The 18,557-nt window shown below is 34.5% G+C and carries 15 protein-coding genes and 1 other annotated feature; of the genes, 2 read left to right on the plus strand and 13 right to left on the minus strand.

Annotated features, from left to right (window positions below; translation table 11 throughout):
* Positions 1-4 precede the first annotated feature (4 nt).
* The 3 genes from MHI00_RS13250 to MHI00_RS13260 form a co-directional block, all read right to left on the minus strand.
* Complete coding sequence (locus tag MHI00_RS13250) at positions 5-1,285, minus strand: MFS transporter (RefSeq protein WP_010053239.1); 1,281 nt, start codon at positions 1,283-1,285, stop codon at positions 5-7.
* A 20-nt stretch (positions 1,286-1,305) separates the two neighbouring features.
* Positions 1,306-2,586: an alkaline phosphatase family protein gene (locus tag MHI00_RS13255; RefSeq protein ID WP_016356335.1), complete on the minus strand. Its 1,281-nt coding sequence runs from the start codon at positions 2,584-2,586 to the stop codon at positions 1,306-1,308.
* Between the two features lie 126 nt (positions 2,587-2,712).
* The gene (locus MHI00_RS13260; RefSeq protein ID WP_341114206.1) at positions 2,713-4,143 is read right to left on the minus strand and encodes a DUF92 domain-containing protein; all 1,431 of its coding nucleotides are present in this window, start codon (positions 4,141-4,143) and stop codon (positions 2,713-2,715) included.
* A gap of 476 nt (positions 4,144-4,619) precedes the next feature.
* On the opposite strand from MHI00_RS13260, the gene MHI00_RS13265 reads away from it, so the two are divergent.
* Positions 4,620-5,564, plus strand: a complete 945-nt coding sequence (locus tag MHI00_RS13265; protein ID WP_341114209.1) for an alpha/beta fold hydrolase — start codon at positions 4,620-4,622, stop codon at positions 5,562-5,564.
* A gap of 303 nt (positions 5,565-5,867) precedes the next feature.
* Here MHI00_RS13265 and hemH read toward each other — a convergent pair whose 3' ends face one another.
* The 3 genes from hemH to MHI00_RS13280 form a co-directional block, all read right to left on the minus strand.
* Positions 5,868-6,821, minus strand: a complete 954-nt coding sequence (gene hemH / locus MHI00_RS13270) for a ferrochelatase (protein WP_318589038.1) — start codon at positions 6,819-6,821, stop codon at positions 5,868-5,870.
* A 131-nt stretch (positions 6,822-6,952) separates the two neighbouring features.
* Complete coding sequence (nhaC, locus tag MHI00_RS13275; RefSeq protein ID WP_015075639.1) at positions 6,953-8,353, minus strand: Na+/H+ antiporter NhaC; 1,401 nt, start codon at positions 8,351-8,353, stop codon at positions 6,953-6,955.
* A gap of 631 nt (positions 8,354-8,984) precedes the next feature.
* Positions 8,985-9,199 (minus strand) — a binding site (T-box leader).
* Positions 9,200-9,303: 104 nt separating this feature from the next.
* Positions 9,304-9,927, minus strand: coding sequence for a pentapeptide repeat-containing protein (locus MHI00_RS13280; protein ID WP_341114215.1), 624 nt, complete (start codon positions 9,925-9,927; stop codon positions 9,304-9,306).
* A 224-nt stretch (positions 9,928-10,151) separates the two neighbouring features.
* Between MHI00_RS13280 and MHI00_RS13285 the strand changes: the two genes are divergently transcribed.
* Entirely contained in the window at positions 10,152-10,826 is a 675-nt protein-coding gene (locus MHI00_RS13285; protein ID WP_010053227.1) for an SDR family oxidoreductase, read from the plus strand.
* 62 nt (positions 10,827-10,888) lie between these two features.
* Here MHI00_RS13285 and MHI00_RS13290 read toward each other — a convergent pair whose 3' ends face one another.
* The 7 genes from MHI00_RS13290 to MHI00_RS13320 form a co-directional block, all read right to left on the minus strand.
* The gene (locus MHI00_RS13290; protein ID WP_229251995.1) at positions 10,889-12,304 is read right to left on the minus strand and encodes a glycoside hydrolase family 55 protein; all 1,416 of its coding nucleotides are present in this window, start codon (positions 12,302-12,304) and stop codon (positions 10,889-10,891) included.
* Between the two features lie 133 nt (positions 12,305-12,437).
* Positions 12,438-13,124: a YjjG family noncanonical pyrimidine nucleotidase gene (locus MHI00_RS13295; protein WP_010053223.1), complete on the minus strand. Its 687-nt coding sequence runs from the start codon at positions 13,122-13,124 to the stop codon at positions 12,438-12,440.
* A gap of 111 nt (positions 13,125-13,235) precedes the next feature.
* On the minus strand, positions 13,236-13,766 hold the full coding sequence (locus tag MHI00_RS13300) for a PTS sugar transporter subunit IIA (protein ID WP_010053222.1): 531 nt from the start codon (positions 13,764-13,766) through the stop codon (positions 13,236-13,238).
* A 23-nt stretch (positions 13,767-13,789) separates the two neighbouring features.
* Positions 13,790-14,269 carry a hypothetical protein gene (locus tag MHI00_RS13305; protein WP_010053221.1) on the minus strand — a complete coding sequence of 160 codons (480 nt, stop codon included), beginning with the start codon at positions 14,267-14,269 and terminating at the stop codon, positions 13,790-13,792.
* A 36-nt stretch (positions 14,270-14,305) separates the two neighbouring features.
* Entirely contained in the window at positions 14,306-15,064 is a 759-nt protein-coding gene (locus MHI00_RS13310; protein ID WP_010053220.1) for a MurR/RpiR family transcriptional regulator, read from the minus strand.
* 308 nt (positions 15,065-15,372) lie between these two features.
* On the minus strand, positions 15,373-16,704 hold the full coding sequence (locus MHI00_RS13315; RefSeq protein ID WP_010053218.1) for a 6-phospho-alpha-glucosidase: 1,332 nt from the start codon (positions 16,702-16,704) through the stop codon (positions 15,373-15,375).
* On the minus strand, positions 16,704-18,317 hold the full coding sequence (locus MHI00_RS13320; protein ID WP_341114219.1) for an alpha-glucoside-specific PTS transporter subunit IIBC: 1,614 nt from the start codon (positions 18,315-18,317) through the stop codon (positions 16,704-16,706). Before MHI00_RS13320 ends, MHI00_RS13315 begins: the two co-directional genes overlap by 1 nt.
* Between the last annotated feature and the right edge of the window lie 240 nt (positions 18,318-18,557).

Below are 18,557 nucleotides of genomic sequence, written 5' to 3' on the forward strand. Positions count from 1 at the left end.
ATATTTATAGATTCTCAATTTCATGGTCTACTTTAACAAAATAAAGTAAAATTCCTCCGACGACAAATAAAATAATTAAAGAAAATACACCATCTTTAGCATGTCCGGTAATTTGTGTCGTCACTGCGACTAATACAGGACCAATGACGGCAGCAAATTTGCCAAATATATTGTAAAATCCAAAAAATTCATTGGCTCTTTCAACTGGTATTAATTGGGCAAATAAAGAACGGCTCAAGGATTGAATTCCACCTTGGGCAGTTCCAACCAAGATAGCTAACACGATAAATTTAAGTAAACTATCGAGCTGAATCGCAAAAATACAAATTCCTATATACGTTAAAATACCAAAGAAAATCATTTCTTTATTTCCAACGCGCTTTGCTAAAACACCATATAAGATTGAGCACGGAAAAGCCACAATTTGAACAACTAACATAATGACTACAAGGTTATTCGCACTTAAACCAACATCTGTTCCAAAGGTCATTGCCATCGTTATAATCGTCCCTACTCCATCAATATAGAAGAAGTAAGCAGCTAAAAATAGAAAAACATTGCGATGCTGGCGAATATGTTTGATTGTTTGCCATAAACGACTAAAGCTTTTAGCAACTATCTTAGGTTGTTTTTCAATATAAGTCGTTTGCTTCACATTTTTCCAATAAGGAATAGTAAAAATGAACCACCACAGCGCCGTCATAATAAAGGAACCTTTAATTAAAGTTCCTGTAGAAATTGGTAAAATTTCAGTTAATTGTAAAACGATAAAAAGTAAAAATGGAATGGTACTTCCGATATATCCCCAACCAAATCCAGCGCTTGAAACACGATCCATCCGCTTATTCGAGGTAACATCCATTAAAGAGGCATCATAAAAAATATTAGAAGCAGAGAAGCCAATTGCAGATAATACATAAAGAAATAATAATAGTTGCCAATTCTCATCAGGAACAAAAGCAAAACTTAGTGTTGCCACGACACCCAATCCTGTTGCAAGAGTAAATAAAGGATTACGATAGCCTTTATAGTCGGCAATTGCACCTAACAACGGAGCTAAAAGAGATACAACTAAAGTGGCTAAAGAATTTGCATAGCCCCAATATGCTGTTGAAGTGGCATCACTTAAGCCACCATTTTCAGAAACTACCTTAAAAAATAAAGGGAATACGACCGTTGTAATCATTACTGAGTATGCTGAGTTGGCCCAATCTTGCATAATCCAACTACGCTCTAATTTAGTGTAACGAAAGCGATCGTTCTCACTTTGTTTAATTTGCTCCATTCCTTCACATCCATTTCAGTTTAATTGACTTCATTAAATAATTCGATTAAAATTCGCCCATCAACTGGTTGAGGGTAACTCAATCCGATTGCATGTAGAAAAGTTGGTCCCTCGTCTATTAAATGTGCGTATGGAATTTTAGCTGCTGAATTGATTCCTGGACCACTAATAAATAAAGTTGTAGTATAATTTTCTTTTTTAGGACTAAATCCATGAGTGCCTTTGAGTAAAGTAGGATTTTCTGCTGTTTTTTCAACTAAAGGTCCGTTTATCCCGCTTTCAAAATAATAGCCACTTTTTGCTTCGATTAAAAATTGACAAGCTGAATCAGCTCCCATAGCAGCCGCTTCTTCACCAGTATAAATATGATCAATTTCTTTTTCTAGTTTACCTAAAGCAGCTTTAACTTCGGATAAATCAATATGTGGTTGAGTGTAAATATAACAAGAACCATCTGCTCCTTTTGCAATAACTTGCCAGTCTTTAATTTTTCCATCTTTATTTAAGGTTATCCATCCTTGCTCCTTAAATAATTGATTTAAGCGAATGACCGTATGGACGTCAATTTGATAATGATCACCTAGAATTGCAATAACCGTATCATCAAAAATACCTTTTTCTTCCATAGCCACAATCATCTGGCCAAGATGCTGATCCATCCGCTGAATAGCAGCCTGAGTTTCTGGCGTATTTACACCATATTTATGGCGTGTACTATCTAAATCAACTAAATGAACTGCAAATAAATCTGGATTTTTTGTTCTTATCGTATCAACCATTGATGCAGTAATAAATTCATCCAATTGAGGTTGTTGAATTCCATTGCGCAATTTTCCAAATTTGTTATTTAAATCGAAGATATACTTAGGACTTGAAGACCATAAAGAAACTCCTATTTGAGTTTTCCATTTACGATTTGGAAATATTTCAACAAAATTCCAATGAATAGATTTACTTCGTCCTGTAACTGGCCAAAGCAAACTTGCAATTTTATATCCAGCTTGATGAGCAACATCAAACAAAGTGGGAACTTTGATATCCTTTGCGTACCAGTGCCAATCTGGCGAATCTAAATGTGGTTGCAAATAGGTATTATTAATGATGCCATGTTTATTGGGATAAACCCCAGTCACAATTGATGTATGGGCCATATAAGTTAATGACGGATAAACTGTTTCAACTTCTGAAACAAGTGCACTACGAGCTAATAATCGTTTAAAATTAGGTAAGTTTTTTGCATACTCTAAATCTTGGCTACCAAAAGCATCCAAAGAAATAATGTAAAGGCGTTGTTTAGGCATATGATGATAGTCCTTTCTTAATCTTACTCTCATTATTACATAGGTTTTATGGAAGTAAAGCAATTCAATGTATTTTTTTTGTAAATTTTTGATTTCTTACTGGACTTATTCTTTTAAAATAACACTTCAATTAAACACGAAACAAGCCAAAATACCTGTTAATAGCACACTAATAAAGTTGACGACATCATTATTGATAACTGAGTATCCTGATATTCGCTTTAACTTCTGTCCATTTTCAGTTGTCTGTTCTGTGATTTTCTTGCCAATTTGATATTTGGCTTGCAAAGTACTGCCTAGAATACTATCAATTAACGTACCACAAAAACCGATTAAACTAATCAATAAAATAATCCTAATCGGATAACTCCCTAGCGCTAAACTACCAATCAATAACGCACCAATCAAGCCACTAACGAGACCTAAAAAACTAACCCCACCAGATAAACCTTTAGCCAAGCGTTTAAATGTTAAAATAGAGATTGGATTTTTCTGACTAAGCATACCAATTTCCGAAGAAAACGTATCTGCATTTGCTGCTGCAAAAGTCGTCAGCGCTGCAAGTTGAAAAGCCTCAACTTGGGTAACAAAATAAATAATTGCAAAGAATAATGCTGGTAAGCCATTGGCTAATACTTGAACTGAGCCTCTAGTTCCTTCCCGCTCATGTAATGCAGCTGCATCAAGCTTTTTTTGGCGCCCTATTTTACTAATTCCACTGCCTAAAATAGCAAAGACAATTAAGCCAGCATAAACGAGCCAACCTCCTAATAAATAAAGGGACATTCCTAAGATAAATGATGTCACACAAGATTTAGCTGTTAACGCTCCGACAACCCAAGCTAAAAATAAAATGCAGATTGTCAGTGTCGTATTTAGAATCAACCCTGTCATCGTTGAACCAATTGTAAACAAATAAAGGAGTGCTCCAATACTCAATGGAACTGACAAATTATCAAAGCCATTAGGCGTCAACAATTCTAAAATCGTCCCGATTGAGCCACAAACTAAGCCTACTAAAAGGCTATTCACTGGCAAATAAAGATAAGCAAGAATACTAGTAATTAAAAAAATAAAGATAAAGACCGTCACTGCGCCTTCTAATGATTTTTTTCCGAATTTTTCTGGGTAGGTTAAATTCCCCCATTTACTTCCTATAACAGCAGCAAATCCATCACCATAAGCCATTGATAAAATACCACCAATAGCGATAAAAGGCATATTTAAATAAAAAGCCACTACAGTTAAAACAAATAAAGATACAGCATACCAAACAGTCCCTAAAGAATCATCTGCACTGCGTTCCATCGCTTTGAATAATTGCTTCCTATATGAAATATAATTTAAGACAATAAAACACAGTGGAACAAAAGCGGCCCATAAAATTGAATCAAAAAAATAAACAGCAATTAAAATCCAATTTCCGACAGCTATATGAATGGCTTTCCTAGAAAATTCCTCACTTAAATTAGCTTTCTTTTGACTAACTGTTACAAGCGCTAACACGATAAAAATAAAACTAAAAGATAACACGATCCCGATTATATTGGTGTTCATTAACTTGAATCTCCTTTAATAAAAAGTTTGATGAGCTATTTAGGCTCGGCAGAAAAATAGGGGAATTTGATGTGACGCTTTTTGTCACCTCGAAATTCCATCTTTTTTCCGAGAGACTAGCTCATAAGAACTAGCCTGAATAAAAAGTTTGTTGAGCTGTTTAGGCTCGGCAAAAAAAGTAGGAAAATAAATGAAAAAAATTTCCACTTCAGTATGCGTTTACTCTATAAAAATAATTACATGAAAACCGCAACTTCTGCCATTATAGCAACTAATGAAAAGAAAAAACACTTTTTTGCAAGCTATAGTTACATTTCATCGTCATTTTTCTACCATTCACGCTTAATATAAAACGAATCTTACCTTTTCTAGTAGAATAAATGTATCCCAGAGAAAAGAAATTATTACCTGGGAAATAATTTGAAAGTTGAACTAAATGCTCATTTAAACAAATTAAATTGAAAAGGGATGGTACTATGTTGATCAAAAAAATAGGACGAATTTCATTAAAAATAATAATCAGTTTTTTACTAGTAGTTATCATTATAGTTGCAGGAATGTTTGTGACAAATAAAATTTTAAATCGATTAGATGATAAAAAAATTACAGATTATGGACAAAAAATTTCTGTTGATGATAAAAAAATAAATGTGAGTATTCATGGCAATGGTCAAGAAACCATTGTTTTACTTCCTGGTTTTGGCACTGCTGCTCCTGCTTTAGATTTCACACCTTTAGTAAATGAACTAAAAGCCTACTATAAAGTCGTCGTCGTAGAACCTCTTGGGTATGGATTAAGTGACCTTCCAACTTCAGAACGTTCAACTAAAAATATTGTTTCTGAAATTCATGAAACTTTGCAAAAATTAGACATTACATCTTATACACTTATGGGACATTCAATTGCTGGGATTTATGGTTTAGACTATAGCCGAACTTACCCTGATGAAGTTACTGCTTTTGTTGGAATTGATACAAGCTTTCCTACTCAATCAGTTGACCCTTTTCCTGCTAGCAGCTATAAATTATTACGTGATTTAGGCGTTTTTAGATTGCTGCTAAAACCCGATTCCTTGATGGCTCCTGATGTAGATTCCAAAACAAAAGAACAAATTAGATTAATTTCATTAAAAAACACTATGAATGTAGCCATTCTTAGTGAAGGCGAACAAATGGAAGGTAATTTTAATACTGCTAAAAATATGAACTTTCCTAAAGAACTACCTGTTCTTTTTTTCTTAGCAGAAGCAAGTATTAAGGATACCGAGGGATGGGAGCCAAAACATGAAGAGCAAATTAAAGGATTAAACTACGGGAAAGTAGAAATTTTTGAAGGTGAACATTATTTACACTATACTAAGTCAAAAGAAATGGTAGAAAGCTATCGTAATTTTATAAAAAACGCACCTTCAATTAAATAACTATTAGCTCTTTCATTAATTAAAAAACAAAGAAAAAAGCACTGACATAAATGTCAGTGCTTTTTCCGGCAGTATTTATTTGCATAAACAAACTCCATGAATTCCACAATACAGAGGGAGCTAAGCATCTACATCCTGTAGTTGTACTCGAAGTACCAACGCCCTGCCTTTGTTCAACCACTAGCCGCCGCAGCGGAATAACCGAAGTTACCTGGTTGAGTCAACTCATCGCATGTAAGTACTATACCATGCCTAAGAATAAGTCGCAAGCTTTCTTTTTCATTTCCTCAATTTTAGTTGTATTTATTTATCACTAACTAGTTGGGCCAATAAATCAACGAATCGCGGATCCTCATTAAAAGGATGAATGTAATAAAATTCTTCACCACCGTTTTCCATAAAGTACCCACGATTTTCAGATTCAATTTCCTCGATTGTCTCTAAACAATCTGATACAAAACCTGGTGTAATCACCATGATTTTTTTCACGCCTTCATCTATAGGCAACCTTTTTAGAGTCGCATCCGTTGCTGGTGTTAACCATTCAGCTGGACCAAATTTTGATTGATAGGTTTCTGAATAAGCTATCTTTTGTTTGAGTTTAGCCATAACGGCTTTGGTCGTTGCTGCACATTGTTCTGGATAAGGATCCCCTTTTTCTGCATATGAAACTGGAATTCCATGATAAGAAAACAGCAAATGATCAACTGGATGTTTAGCAAGTTCAGTTTTTATTTGATCTACTAATAAATCAATGTATAGACGGTGTTCTGTGAATTCTCGAATAAAATGTAAGCTAGGTATATTTTCTTTTTTTAAATAATAAGTTGCGACAGCATCGTAGATAGACGCTGTTGTCGTTGTAGAATATTGTGGATATAATGGAATAATAGTTAAGTCCGTTACGCCTAAATCATCCATCTCTGTTAAGGATGTCACAATTGAAGGGTGACTATAAGACATGCCGAAGCGAACCACTACATCTGGAAAACGATCTTGTAATTGGCGCGTTTGTTCTTTCGTATAAATCAATAATGGTGAACCTTCTGTGCGCCATATTTCTTTATAAAGTTTAGCAGATTTTTTAGGACGTGTGTTTAAAATAATGCCGTGTAAAATTGGTAACCAAATATACCGAGGCGTATCAATGACACGCTTATCTGCTAAAAATAATTTAAGGAATGCTCGAACTTCTTTCTTTTCAGGCTTATCTGGAGTTCCAAGATTGGCTAATAAAATGCCTTTTTTTTGCTTCATTCACTGAACACCTACTTTTCCTAAATTGTCTTACTCATTTATTCTACACACTTTCTCCTAATTATTCTAGCTGATACTTTAAGAAAAGGAAAAAGACTAAGAAAAATCTTAGCCTTTTTGGGATTAACTTATTATACTTCTCGTAATTCTTTTGCAATACTTGATTCTTTTTTCTTTTGAATTCCAATACCTGTAAAACCACAAAATACTGTAATGACTGGACAAAGTAAACAAAAGAAAGCAAACGGTAAGTAATCAATTGTTGGAATACTTAAAGCACCTGCAATAAACACACCACTGACACTCCAAGGAACTAACGAATTCACAACTGCCCCTGCATCTTCTAACACACGAGACATCGCCAAAGGATGTAAACCAGCCTTGTCAAAAGAATTTTTGAAGGCTTTACCAGGTAAAATAATGGATAAGTATTGTTCTCCTACTAATAAATTAACCCCTATACAAGATAATGCTGTCGCTAAAATTAATTTGCCAGTAGAGTTAAGTGAATTAGAAATTGGGGCCATGACTGAATCAATAATCTTAAATTCAACCAACAATCCCCCTAATGCTAATGCTAAAATAATTAATGAAATTGACCACATCATACTTTGAACACCACCGCGAGATAGTAATGCATCAATATTTTTATCTCCTGTTTGTGCAATAAATCCATCTTGAATAATACTTGAAATTTCGGTAAAGTTAAGTCCTGAATGTTCAATCACCAACATCACAAGTGCTACAATAATACTTAATAATAAAGTCGGAATTGCAGGAATTTTTTTCCAAGAACAGGCAAACATGACAACTATTGGAATAATCGCAAATATATTGACTGAAAAATTAGCGGTTAATGTTTTGACTAATTCATCAATATTGCTTGTACTTGCATGTGTTTCACCGTTACCTAAAATAAAAAATAAAATTAATGAAATGATCAATGCAGGAACTGTTGTCCACATCAAGTTTTTAATGTGACGGAACAAGTCGACGCCTGATACAGCTGCTGACAAATTTGTACTATCTGATAAAGGCGACATTTTATCACCAAAAACTGCTCCCGATACAATTGCACCTGCAACCAAAGCAGGATTAAAGCCCATTGATGTTCCCATACCTAACAAAGCGATTCCAACAGTTGAAACTGTTGTAAAAGCACTCCCAATTGAAGTCCCAACAATCGCACAAATAATAAAAACTGAGGGTACAAAAATACCCGGATTTAAAATTTTAAAACCAAATACCATCATAGATGGGATGATCCCTGCGGCAATCCAAATACCAATTAAGGCTCCAATTAAGATAAAAATAATCATTGGAACTAATCCAGTTGAAATCCCCTCCTGAATCCCTTTATGAATTGAATCCCACGATTTCTTTCTAAATCTCCCCCATAATATTAATAAACCAATGGCAATAATTAAAGGTGTTTGTGGAGCAACTCCAAATTTAATGACACTTACGCCAATAACGACTAATAATAAGATTAATATACCTAACGCTTCTTTAAATGACTGTTGCTTTTCCATATCTATCATCTCTCCTAACTAATTTTTAAGTTGATTTAGTTTGAGCAACGATATCCAATAATTCCTCCTGCTGTACTGTTTAACTTCAACATTTTCCATTCCATCTCCTAAATAAAAAGTTTGTTGAGCCGTTTAGGCCTGGCAGAAAAATAGAAAATTCCAAGAAAAGTGTTTTTTTACTTTTTTGGGAATTTATCTTTTTTCCGAAGGACTGGCTCATAAAAACTAGCCTTGATAAAAAGTTTATTGAGCCGGGTAGCTCTGGCAAGAAAATAGGGAAATTTGATGTTACGCTTTTTGTCACCTCGAAATTTCATTGCTATTTCGATTTGGGCTTTGCAAGTGCAACATTCACAAATCTCTTTGACATCTGTCTTGTCTTTCTTCGGATTACATCCGCCCCTTCAGGCCGATGCATACTGTGGTTCTAAAAATTGAACACAGTCCATCTTTGATGGATGTGTATCATGTTTCTAAGTTGCTAAAGCAACAAGAACCATGACAAAGCAGCAAGAACCATAAAAACCAACATTTTCGGATTACATCCGCCCCTTCAGGTCGATGCATACTGTGGTTCTAAGCTGCTGAAGCAGCAAGAACCACAGCAAAAATCCCTGCTGTAGCGAACTACAACAGGGACGAATTTATTATTTCGCGGTACCACCCTAATTAGAAATAATTACTTATTTCTCTCTCAATTGGAATAACGGCCCAGTTCCGTCTTTATTTTTTAAGTAAAGATGCTCCAAGCCCGTAATTCAATTAATTATCTCGATTGGTTCGCAGCTCCCACCAATTTTCTGAAACTAAGATAGTTAATCTACTTTGACTCTTCAACGCGTTAAAGTATTAATGTGTTTGATGTTTAGAATCTTAACACGCTTTTTTTATTGGGTCAATGAGTTTAACTTATTATGATAAAATTCTCATTTTCTTTTGCATTCGTTTTTTTATCCGACAATTTCAATTCCACTCAATGTAATCAATTTATACGCTTGATCATATCCAATTTTCAAGCCTTTTGCTAAGGAAATATCCAAATTTAAAAAATCAAAATGAGCCTTTGAAATATCTAAACCTATCAACTTAGAACCTACTAAATCTACTCCGTTCGCATTAATCTCTTCAAAGATCACATTTTTCAACTGAGAATCTTGAAAATAACTCTCTGTAATTCGCCCTTCAATAAAATGAACACTTTCCATATTGCTACTAGAATAATTTGCATAACTTAACAAACAACCTTGCCATTTAACATTTTTTTGCTTACTATCAATAAAATTTGCTCCACTTAATTGACAATTCTTAAACTCACTTCGGTAAATTAAACTTTCACTAAAATCGCCACTTGCTAAATTACAGTTGTCAAAAGTAACATCTAAAAACTCCATTTGCTTAAAATCTAATCGGTCAAAGGTACAATTTTCAAAAATGACTTCATTTATTTTCTTTATACCAAAATTACTCGTAATTTGACATTTTTTATAATGTGTATGTGACTCAACCTCTTCAATTTTTACAATTTGATCTTCTACTAAAGCCGTTATTGTTTGTTTTGGTTTAACTATTTTCATTTTAAATCATCCTTTCTGTTGGTGACTGCTCCTACTCTACCACACTTCTATTCAGTAAAAAACTTAGCGAGGTTGCTAGCATTTGTCAAGCGCTCTTTCGTCTAATTACAATACAACAGTTAAAAATTTACTAAATTCCTAATCTTTCAAAGCCTTTTCTTAAAAAAAACTGAACTTATTTGGTATAGTATGAATATAGAGTTATAAAAGAAATGAGGGAGAGTATGATACAACTAAAAAAATTAGTGATTATTGGTGGTAGTGGTTTTTTAGGACAAGTTATTTGTCAGACTGCTTTAACTGAAAATTGGACAATTGTAAGTATTTCAAAACATGGGCGCCCCCCTTCAAATAAACTGCTGAAAAGCTTAAGGGATGCACCAATTGAATGGGTTCAAGCAGATATTTTCACTTCACAAGATTGGCAAGCTCACTTACTTCACGCCTTTGCTATTATTGATTTAGTTGGTATTATTAAAGAACGTCCAAAAGAAGGAATTACTTATCAAAAAATGATTGCCGACTCAGCAAAAATAATTGGAACAGTTGCTTCAGATAATGATCGATTACAACATTTTATTTTTTTATCTGCTAATGCTGGTCCTACTAAATATATCGAAGCAAAACGTCAAGCAGAACAGAGTTTGATTTCAATGCCTTTACCTTTAACTATTATCAGACCGGGATTAATAGTAGGCGCGGGAAGACCCTCGTCTATCCGAGCTAAATGGGCTTTAGAATTTTTGTTGAAAATCCCACTTTTGTCTGTCTTTGTCACGCAAATTAAACCTATCTCTGTTGATACAATTGCCAAAAAAATTCTTGCTATTCTTTTATCACCTGAACCCTTAACGACTAGGGTATTAGCTGTTGATGATTTAGATAATTTAGCAGATTAGAAAATACGGTTACACCAAAGAATAATCTTCTTGGTGTAACCGTATTTTTATTTTATTAAAATCTAGATTATATATATGTCACTTGTGTCTTTACTAATTTTAATTGGCTGCTTCGCTCCATAGTAATTTTTCAACTGGCTATTCACAATCCGAACGTCTCGTGCTCGATATTGGATAGCAATCGCTACTTTTTCGTGATTAGTAGTAGGTTCTTCTCGAGCAATAAATTGATTAACCACTACTCGCTGATAAGCAGATACTACTATGCCTCTTGGTTCAGAGGCTTTATATAAATCTGTTTTTTGTGGATAATACGCAGCTAAAAAACTAGCTCGAATGCCGTATGCTGACTGAGATAATAAGTCTTGATCTTTATGATGACCGATATGTCTAAAATTATAAGAACGATTGTCGCGATACGAAAAATGTCCGAAAATTTGTGTATCTGAAGCTGCAGAACTAGTTTCATGGGCTTTTATTTCAACTCCACCAAAACAATAAGCTGTTCGGTTACCTACTAAACTGATATGTTCCGATCCATCATCAATCTCAATCCCATTTGAATTTGAAAAACCTGTTCGATGTGCTAAACCACTTGGATGGTGTAAATAACAATTAGAAATCAAAATATTTTTACTGTGATGAGTTGTGATGCCATCATCACCAAAGCCAAAGGCCTCAATCTGATCCACCCAAATAAACTGACTACCTAGTCTAGAACGTGTCCCGTCGCCAGCATAACTATAGGCAGGCGACGTAATGTCCACCCCATGTAAACCAGGATTTTTAACTACTACATCAACAATTCGTGCGTATTTAACATGAGCTAAGGTAATTCCGCTTGAAGCGATTCCTCCTGTTGCTGTTGTTTCTCCTTTGGTCAAACGCTCAACATTCCAATCCAGTGATATCCCTTTTATTTGTATATGATGATTGCCTTTAAAATGAGATTTATTTGTCAGCAATTGTTCCGACTTTGGTGCTTCTGGATGTAGTTTCAAGCAAGTTTCTGCTGATCCTTCCCCAGCTAAAATTACATTAGATGGAATTTTAAGACCTCTCGTAAGATAGGTTCCAGAGGAGAGAATGACATGACGATAGCCAACAGAAAACGCCCGTTTAAAGGCTTTTGTGCAATCTGTTTTTCCATCTGCAATACCACCAAAATCACTTAAAAATACTTTTTTTGTTCGTTTCTCTAATTTCATTAATTCTTGATCTAACTTATATTTCCACACTGGAACTACTTCATTAATTGACGTAACTTCCAGACTAGGCGCAATTGAATAATCACGTTTTAATTTGATATGGAAAGTATTTTTTTTAAGTTGATAGCGGATTGGATATAGAAAATGTTGTTGCTTAAATTGAGTAAATAATTCTTCAGTTTCTTTAAGAACCTGCGCTTTCCCTTCACTGGTTTGATAGCTTGGAAAAATATGTTCTAAGGTCCGCTGATTTTCTTGAATTAAATTCATTTACTCACCTCCACTTAATTTTATTTCTTTTATAATTATACCATTTTATTTTCTTTCGACATTAAATAAAGAACTACATAAGAAAAAGACTAAAGACAATCCTGTCTCTAGCCTCAATTTTATTTTTTACTACTTAATTTAGAATATCGTATAGTTTTTCTAATTCTGCAATTTGGTAAGTAGGGACAATTTCACTTGTATTGCTTTTATTCGTAGGATTGAACCAGCATGTATCCATACCGACATTCTTGCCACCTAAAATATCAGAACCTAAAGTATCTCCAATGATTAAACTATTTTCTCGCTTAAAGTTAGGAATTCGTGCAAAAACATAATCAAAATATTCTTTCATCGGTTTCTGATAACCAGTATCTTCAGAGACAAAGACATCTTTAAATGCTGAATGTAGCCCAGAATCCTGTAAACGTTTGTATTGTGTTTTAGAAACACCGTTTGTTACAATATATAAATCATACTCTTTTTTTAAGTTTTGAATCAGTGACTGCGCTCCATCAATTAACTCATGTCCTTCTTCTAGGTAACCACGATACTTTTGTTCCAATAAAACCCCATCAACCTCTTGACCAAAAGCTTTAAATAATTTTGAAAATCGTGTATTCACTAGTTCGTCACGATCTAATTTCCCCAATTCAAATTCTTGCCACATACCTTTATTCATCTTTTTGTAATAATTTTCAATTTCAACAGTTAAGGAAACTTTTTGTTCCTCAAATAATAAACGTAAGGCATTGTCTTCTGCTGCTCCAAAATCTAATAATGTATCATCTACATCAAATAGTAAAGTTTGATAGTTTTTCATTCTTAGTCCTCCAGTTTTTCTTTTAATCAGTAGCCTCAAGAATAACACTAGAAGATCTACTCTATAAACAAAAAGGCTAAAAACTTTTTAAGTCTTCAACCTTCTTGCTAATTATCCTTTTGTTGTAAAAGTCCCAATTGCTTTACTAGCAGTTGTTTCCCCTAATTCAGTTACTGCAAAACTTGCAATTTTATCCATATTTGTAATTACGACAACCATTGCGTTATCTTTTCCAGCTGTAGCTAGTGCATCTAAATCAACAGTTGCTACTAATGTTTCAGGTGTGACAACTTGCCCTTCTGTAACAGCTATTTCAAATGGAGCGCCTTTTAATTCAACTGTGTCTAATCCCATGTGCAACAATACTTCTGTACCATTATCCATCAATAAACCAATGGCATGTTTAGTTGGAAATACGCTTGTCACTTTTCCATTTACTGGTGCATAAATTTTTCCGTCAGTGGGTACAACAGCATAACCGTCTCCCATCATTTTTTCGCCAAAAACTGGATCTGAAACTTCGCCAATGGCAATAACTTTTCCATTTGCTGGTGAAAATAACGTTCCTTCTATACTAACTGATGTAACTGGAGTTTTAGTCTCTTCTTTTTTAGCTTCTTTTTTCTTAAAAAATCCAAACATTGCTATCCCTACTTTCCAAAAATTTAACTACCATTTTTAACCATCATCCATAGTGCAAAAATAGCAACTAATGATAGTATATATTGTATACCAACTAGTATATAAACGCTAGTCATTTTCATTTGTGAATCTACTCCATCTTGCGAATAGGGCATTTCTCGAAAACTAAAAAAAACTAAAACAGCTCCGACTAAATTCCCCACTAATAGTTGCTGAACCAACATCGCTTTCAAATAAAAACCAACTGGTTGATTACGTTTCCTATCTTTTTCCGTAGTATTTAATAGAAAATAAGCTGAAAATGGATTCAAAAGAGCTATCAGTAATAAGACTGTTACAGTTAAATTTTGAGTTAACAGTGTTTGAAAATCAATTCCCATCATCAACATTTTCATGGCTAAATAGAAACTGAATAGAATTGGCAAAATCAGCCAATAAGCAATTAAACTTGAATAAAATGACATCTTTCTGACTTTTGTAATGACCTGATTTTTCTCATTCATCTTATCATCTGTCCTCTTTTCTGATTATTTTTTTGGTTACAGTTCTCCACTCTCAATTAGATAGGAAGCATACTCTCTAAATAACGCATCACAAACTAAATTTAAGGTGATAAAAGAGACCATCTCGTTCCTTTCTGTTTGATGCATAGGAGAGACTTGATAGTAGAGATTGAATGGTGCTAGTGAGGCTAAATAATTATTTTTAAAGGTGGTAATAGATAAAATTGGCACTCCACGTAAATTTAATGTTTGAATATTTTGTTCCAAATCTTTCGCATCTCCACTTAATGAGATGATTACGACGAAATCATTTTTAGTAATGATTGGCATATTCAAATCAAATTCAGTTTTCGCGGGAATAGATAACATATATTTACCGCACCCCATAAAATTCCGATTTAGCTCTTTAACTGCATTTTGCTGTCCCCAACCTGTTCCGTAACCAATAATCCGATCTGCTTGATGCATTTTTTGAACAATCGTTGCAACATCTGTTTGCTGCATCAATTTTAATGTAGCTTCCATATCTTCTCTTTGTAAATCTAATAAATTCAACTTAGGAGCTTTTTCTTTGCTTGCTTTTTTTAAACTGTATTTGAATTCACTAAAACCAGAAAATCCTAATTTTTGTGTTAATCTTAAAATAGATGATTTAGATGTATGACAAAGTTTTGCTAAATCAACAATACTCAACGTTTCACATTGTGTTTTATGCATTAATACATAAGAAATAATAGCTAAATCATTTTCGTTTAATTTGTCGTGGTACTGGTTTACCAGCGCTTCTAGTTCCATTTTAAATCTCCCCTTTATATAAGTCGTTTAAATGATAAAAATACTCGCTGAGTTTACTCACTATCGGGAAATTAGGTATGTGTCATTCACCAAATATACCCATCTTTTTACTGAGTAATTTGCTCATCCAAGAACATCATTAATACGACTACAAGTCTTTATACTCAGTATACCATTAAGTTAAGACTCTAAAAAAAAGAAAGGTTGTTTTTCTATAATCGCTGAATATCTCCATCATTGCTTTATTTAATTATAGCGAAATCAGGAATATACCATCACAGTATCTTCCTGATTGCTAGAAATTTAATTTAACTTAATTCTGGCCAAAATTCTTGATTGACTTCAACCAATTCATCCAAAATTTGTTTTGCAACAGTTGCATTTGGGACAATTTTAGACATTGTTATTGCTTGCCATAATTTTTGGTAAGATTTTTCTGCCCACGCTTCAACAACTAATTTTTCAACTGCAACTTGTTGTTCCATCAGACCTTTTTGGAAGCGTGGAATTTTGCCTTGGACAAGTGGTTCTGGACCATTTGTTCCAACGATACATGGTACTTCTACCATAGCGGTTTCTTCAAAGTTTACAATTGCGCCATTATTTTCGACAATCAATAGCATCCGTTCATGGGTATTATAAGCAATAGCACGCGCTAAATCGACAATATAAGAAGCATGTTCATCTATTTCTAAAGTCGAGCCTTCAGTTGAACCTAATTCTGCAATTCGGTTACATTCGCTAAAAACATGCTTTTCTCGTCCAGCCATCACTTCATTGGCACGCGTGTATTCAGGATTAGCATGAGCTACTTCATCACTAGCGTATAAATAGTATTTTAAATACGTATTAGGTAATGTTTCTGGATCAAGAGCATAAATGTCTTTAGCCTTACTAAACGTGTGCATCCAGCTAGCATCCGTATGCTGAGAGGCTTCAACTTCTTCTTTTAAGGCATAACCATGTTCGGCAACATGTGCTTTAATTTGTGGCATTAAGTCATTACCTTTTAGGTCTCTAATGTCGGTCCACCAACCAAAATGGTTCAATCCGTAGTAACGCACAACCATTTCTTTGCGAGATTTCAAACCGATGCTATGAGCCATACGTTCTTCAATCCCGATAGGCATATCACAAATATTTAATATTTTTGCAGTTGGACGAAGTTTTCTAGTTGCCTCGGCTACAATGGCTGCCGGATTTGAATAATTTAGCATCCAAGCATCTGGAGAATATTTTTCCATAAAATCAACTAATTCTAGCACACCACCAATTGAACGCATGCCATAAGCAATTCCACCAGGTCCACAAGTTTCCTGACCAACAACACCATATTTCAAAGGAATTTTTTCGTCTTTTTCGCGCATCGCATATTTTCCAACTCGAATGTGAGCCATCACAAAATCAACATCTGTAAAGGCTGTTTCTGGGTCACTAGTTGCTACAAATTTGATATCCGGTGCTTGTTCCTTAATAATGACCGCACAGGCATCTGCTATTTGTTTTTGTCTTGCTGGATCATTATCAAAAAACTTAATTTGACGAATCGGTAACTTTTCCAAATTTGCTAATAGCATTAAGACAATTCCTGGGGTAAAGGTACTACCGCCTCCTGCGACTACGATTGAATGTTTTTTCATTATTGTCCATCTCCTTCAAGATTTTGATTGAATTTTAGTAAATTTTCAAATTGTTCACGAACTTGTGGAACAGATAAACCTACGATTATTTGAAAAGCATTACCATTGCGTACGACACCGTGGGCACCGCCTTCTCTAAAGACTTCATCCGGTTGAACAAGTGTTTCATCATGTACTCCAATACGCAAACGAGTAGCACAGTTGTTCATATTAGCAATATTATCCGAACCGCCAAGTCCTTCCAAATAGATTGCTGCCGCTTCTGTATATTGATTTGCCCCCTCTATTACTGGGCCACCAGCACCTGCCATTTTTTCTTTGTATTCTTTCTTGCTATATAATTTAACATCCGCCGTATCTGCTTCTCGTCCCGGTGTTGCAAAATTGAATTTTAAAATTAAAAAGCGGAAAACTAAGAAATAGATTGCTGTAAAAGCTAAACCAATGACTAATTGAATCGCATAAGTTTGCCAATGATTTGCTCCTAATGGAATCCAATTTTTCGCCAATAAGTCAATAAATCCACCACCCATATCACCAACGACACCAAAAGCATACATGGTTGCTGCCATTGTTGCTGCCAATAATGCATGAACAACAAATAGTACTGGCGCAATAAATAAGAATGTAAATTCTAAAGGTTCAGTAATTCCGGCTAAGACAGCTGTTAGTGTAACAGGGATCAAGATAGCCAGCACTTTTTTACGTTTTTCAGGTTTAGCAGTGGCATAAAAGGCTGCCGCAATCCCTGGTGCTGCAAATATTTTTGAATTTCCATGAAGAGCAAATCCACCTTCTGGAAAAAGTTTCTTTAAAGGTTCAGTTGATCTAGAAAATTCATTTAGATGATCCATCCAGTATCTGGTAATCCCACCTTCAACAACCGCTGGACCAAAAATAAATGGTGTATAGATGAAATGATGCAGACCTGTTGGTATCAGAATTCGTTCTAAGAAAGTATAGAGCCAAACACCAAAAACACCTGAGGCTGCTAAGAATCCTTGCATAGATCCAATACCTAATTGAATTTTAGGCCAAATCCAGGCTGTTAAAATAGCGATTGGTAACATCATAAAGAATCCAATAATGACAACCAATGAAGATCCTTGAAAAATACCTAAAAATTCTGGTAATTTCACATCAAAATAACGATTATGAATCCAAACGACTATCGCTGAAATTAAGATAGCTCCAACAATACCTGTATCTAATGTTTTGATTCCTGCTATCATCTTAAGACCAGTGCCACTATCAGCACTACCAGCATAATCAACACCAAACGTTTTCCCAAAATGTTCTAATATACTTCCAACAAAGTAATTGAAAGTTAAATATGTGACAACAGCTTCCATCGCTGCTCTAGCATTCGCCTTTTTAGCTAAACCAATCGGCAAGCCAATTACAAATAATAATTCCATTTGATTAAAAACAGTCCAAGCTCCACTTTCAACAACAGACCATGCGTTGTACCAAAAAGTGCCTTCATTCGCAATACTGCCAACGAGCATTGGATTTTTAAAGATGATAGTTAAAGCCAGCATAATTCCTGAAAAAGAAAAAAGTAATACGGGTGTAAACATCGCGCCACCAAAGCGCTGAATTTTTTCCATCATAAATGCAATCTCCTTTGTAATAAAAAGTTTGTTGAGACGGGTAACTCCGACAGAAAAAATAGGAAAACACACACAAAGTATCTTTTTACTTTGAGGGGAATTCATCTTTTTTCCGAGGAGCTGGCTCATAAGAACTAAAATGATAAAAAAGTTTACTAAACCGGTTTGTTTTAGTAGGCCTAATATAGTTATACCATCTAAAAAAACTTGATACAATCCTTTATCAGACTTAAGGGAAGC

It is taken from the genome of Carnobacterium sp. FSL E2-0243, from assembly GCF_038003605.1.
Taxonomy (GTDB): Bacteria; Bacillota; Bacilli; order Lactobacillales; family Carnobacteriaceae; genus Carnobacterium; species Carnobacterium maltaromaticum.

Coding starts and splice junctions, on each gene's coding strand:
- MHI00_RS13285 (WP_010053227.1), top strand. CDS start 10,152: ATGATACAACTAAAAAAATTAGTGATTATTGGTGGTAGTGGTTTTTTA.
- MHI00_RS13260 (WP_341114206.1), bottom strand. CDS start 4,143: ATGAACACCAATATAATCGGGATCGTGTTATCTTTTAGTTTTATTTTT.
- MHI00_RS13310 (WP_010053220.1), bottom strand. CDS start 15,064: ATGGAACTAGAAGCGCTGGTAAACCAGTACCACGACAAATTAAACGAA.
- MHI00_RS13300 (WP_010053222.1), bottom strand. CDS start 13,766: ATGTTTGGATTTTTTAAGAAAAAAGAAGCTAAAAAAGAAGAGACTAAA.
- nhaC (WP_015075639.1), bottom strand. CDS start 8,353: ATGGAAAAGCAACAGTCATTTAAAGAAGCGTTAGGTATATTAATCTTA.
- MHI00_RS13315 (WP_010053218.1), bottom strand. CDS start 16,704: ATGAAAAAACATTCAATCGTAGTCGCAGGAGGCGGTAGTACCTTTACC.
- hemH (WP_318589038.1), bottom strand. CDS start 6,821: ATGAAGCAAAAAAAAGGCATTTTATTAGCCAATCTTGGAACTCCAGAT.
- MHI00_RS13295 (WP_010053223.1), bottom strand. CDS start 13,124: ATGAAAAACTATCAAACTTTACTATTTGATGTAGATGATACATTATTA.
- MHI00_RS13305 (WP_010053221.1), bottom strand. CDS start 14,269: ATGAATGAGAAAAATCAGGTCATTACAAAAGTCAGAAAGATGTCATTT.
- MHI00_RS13290 (WP_229251995.1), bottom strand. CDS start 12,304: ATGAATTTAATTCAAGAAAATCAGCGGACCTTAGAACATATTTTTCCA.
- MHI00_RS13280 (WP_341114215.1), bottom strand. CDS start 9,927: ATGAAAATAGTTAAACCAAAACAAACAATAACGGCTTTAGTAGAAGAT.
- MHI00_RS13320 (WP_341114219.1), bottom strand. CDS start 18,317: ATGATGGAAAAAATTCAGCGCTTTGGTGGCGCGATGTTTACACCCGTA.
- MHI00_RS13255 (WP_016356335.1), bottom strand. CDS start 2,586: ATGCCTAAACAACGCCTTTACATTATTTCTTTGGATGCTTTTGGTAGC.
- MHI00_RS13250 (WP_010053239.1), bottom strand. CDS start 1,285: ATGGAGCAAATTAAACAAAGTGAGAACGATCGCTTTCGTTACACTAAA.
- MHI00_RS13265 (WP_341114209.1), top strand. CDS start 4,620: ATGTTGATCAAAAAAATAGGACGAATTTCATTAAAAATAATAATCAGT.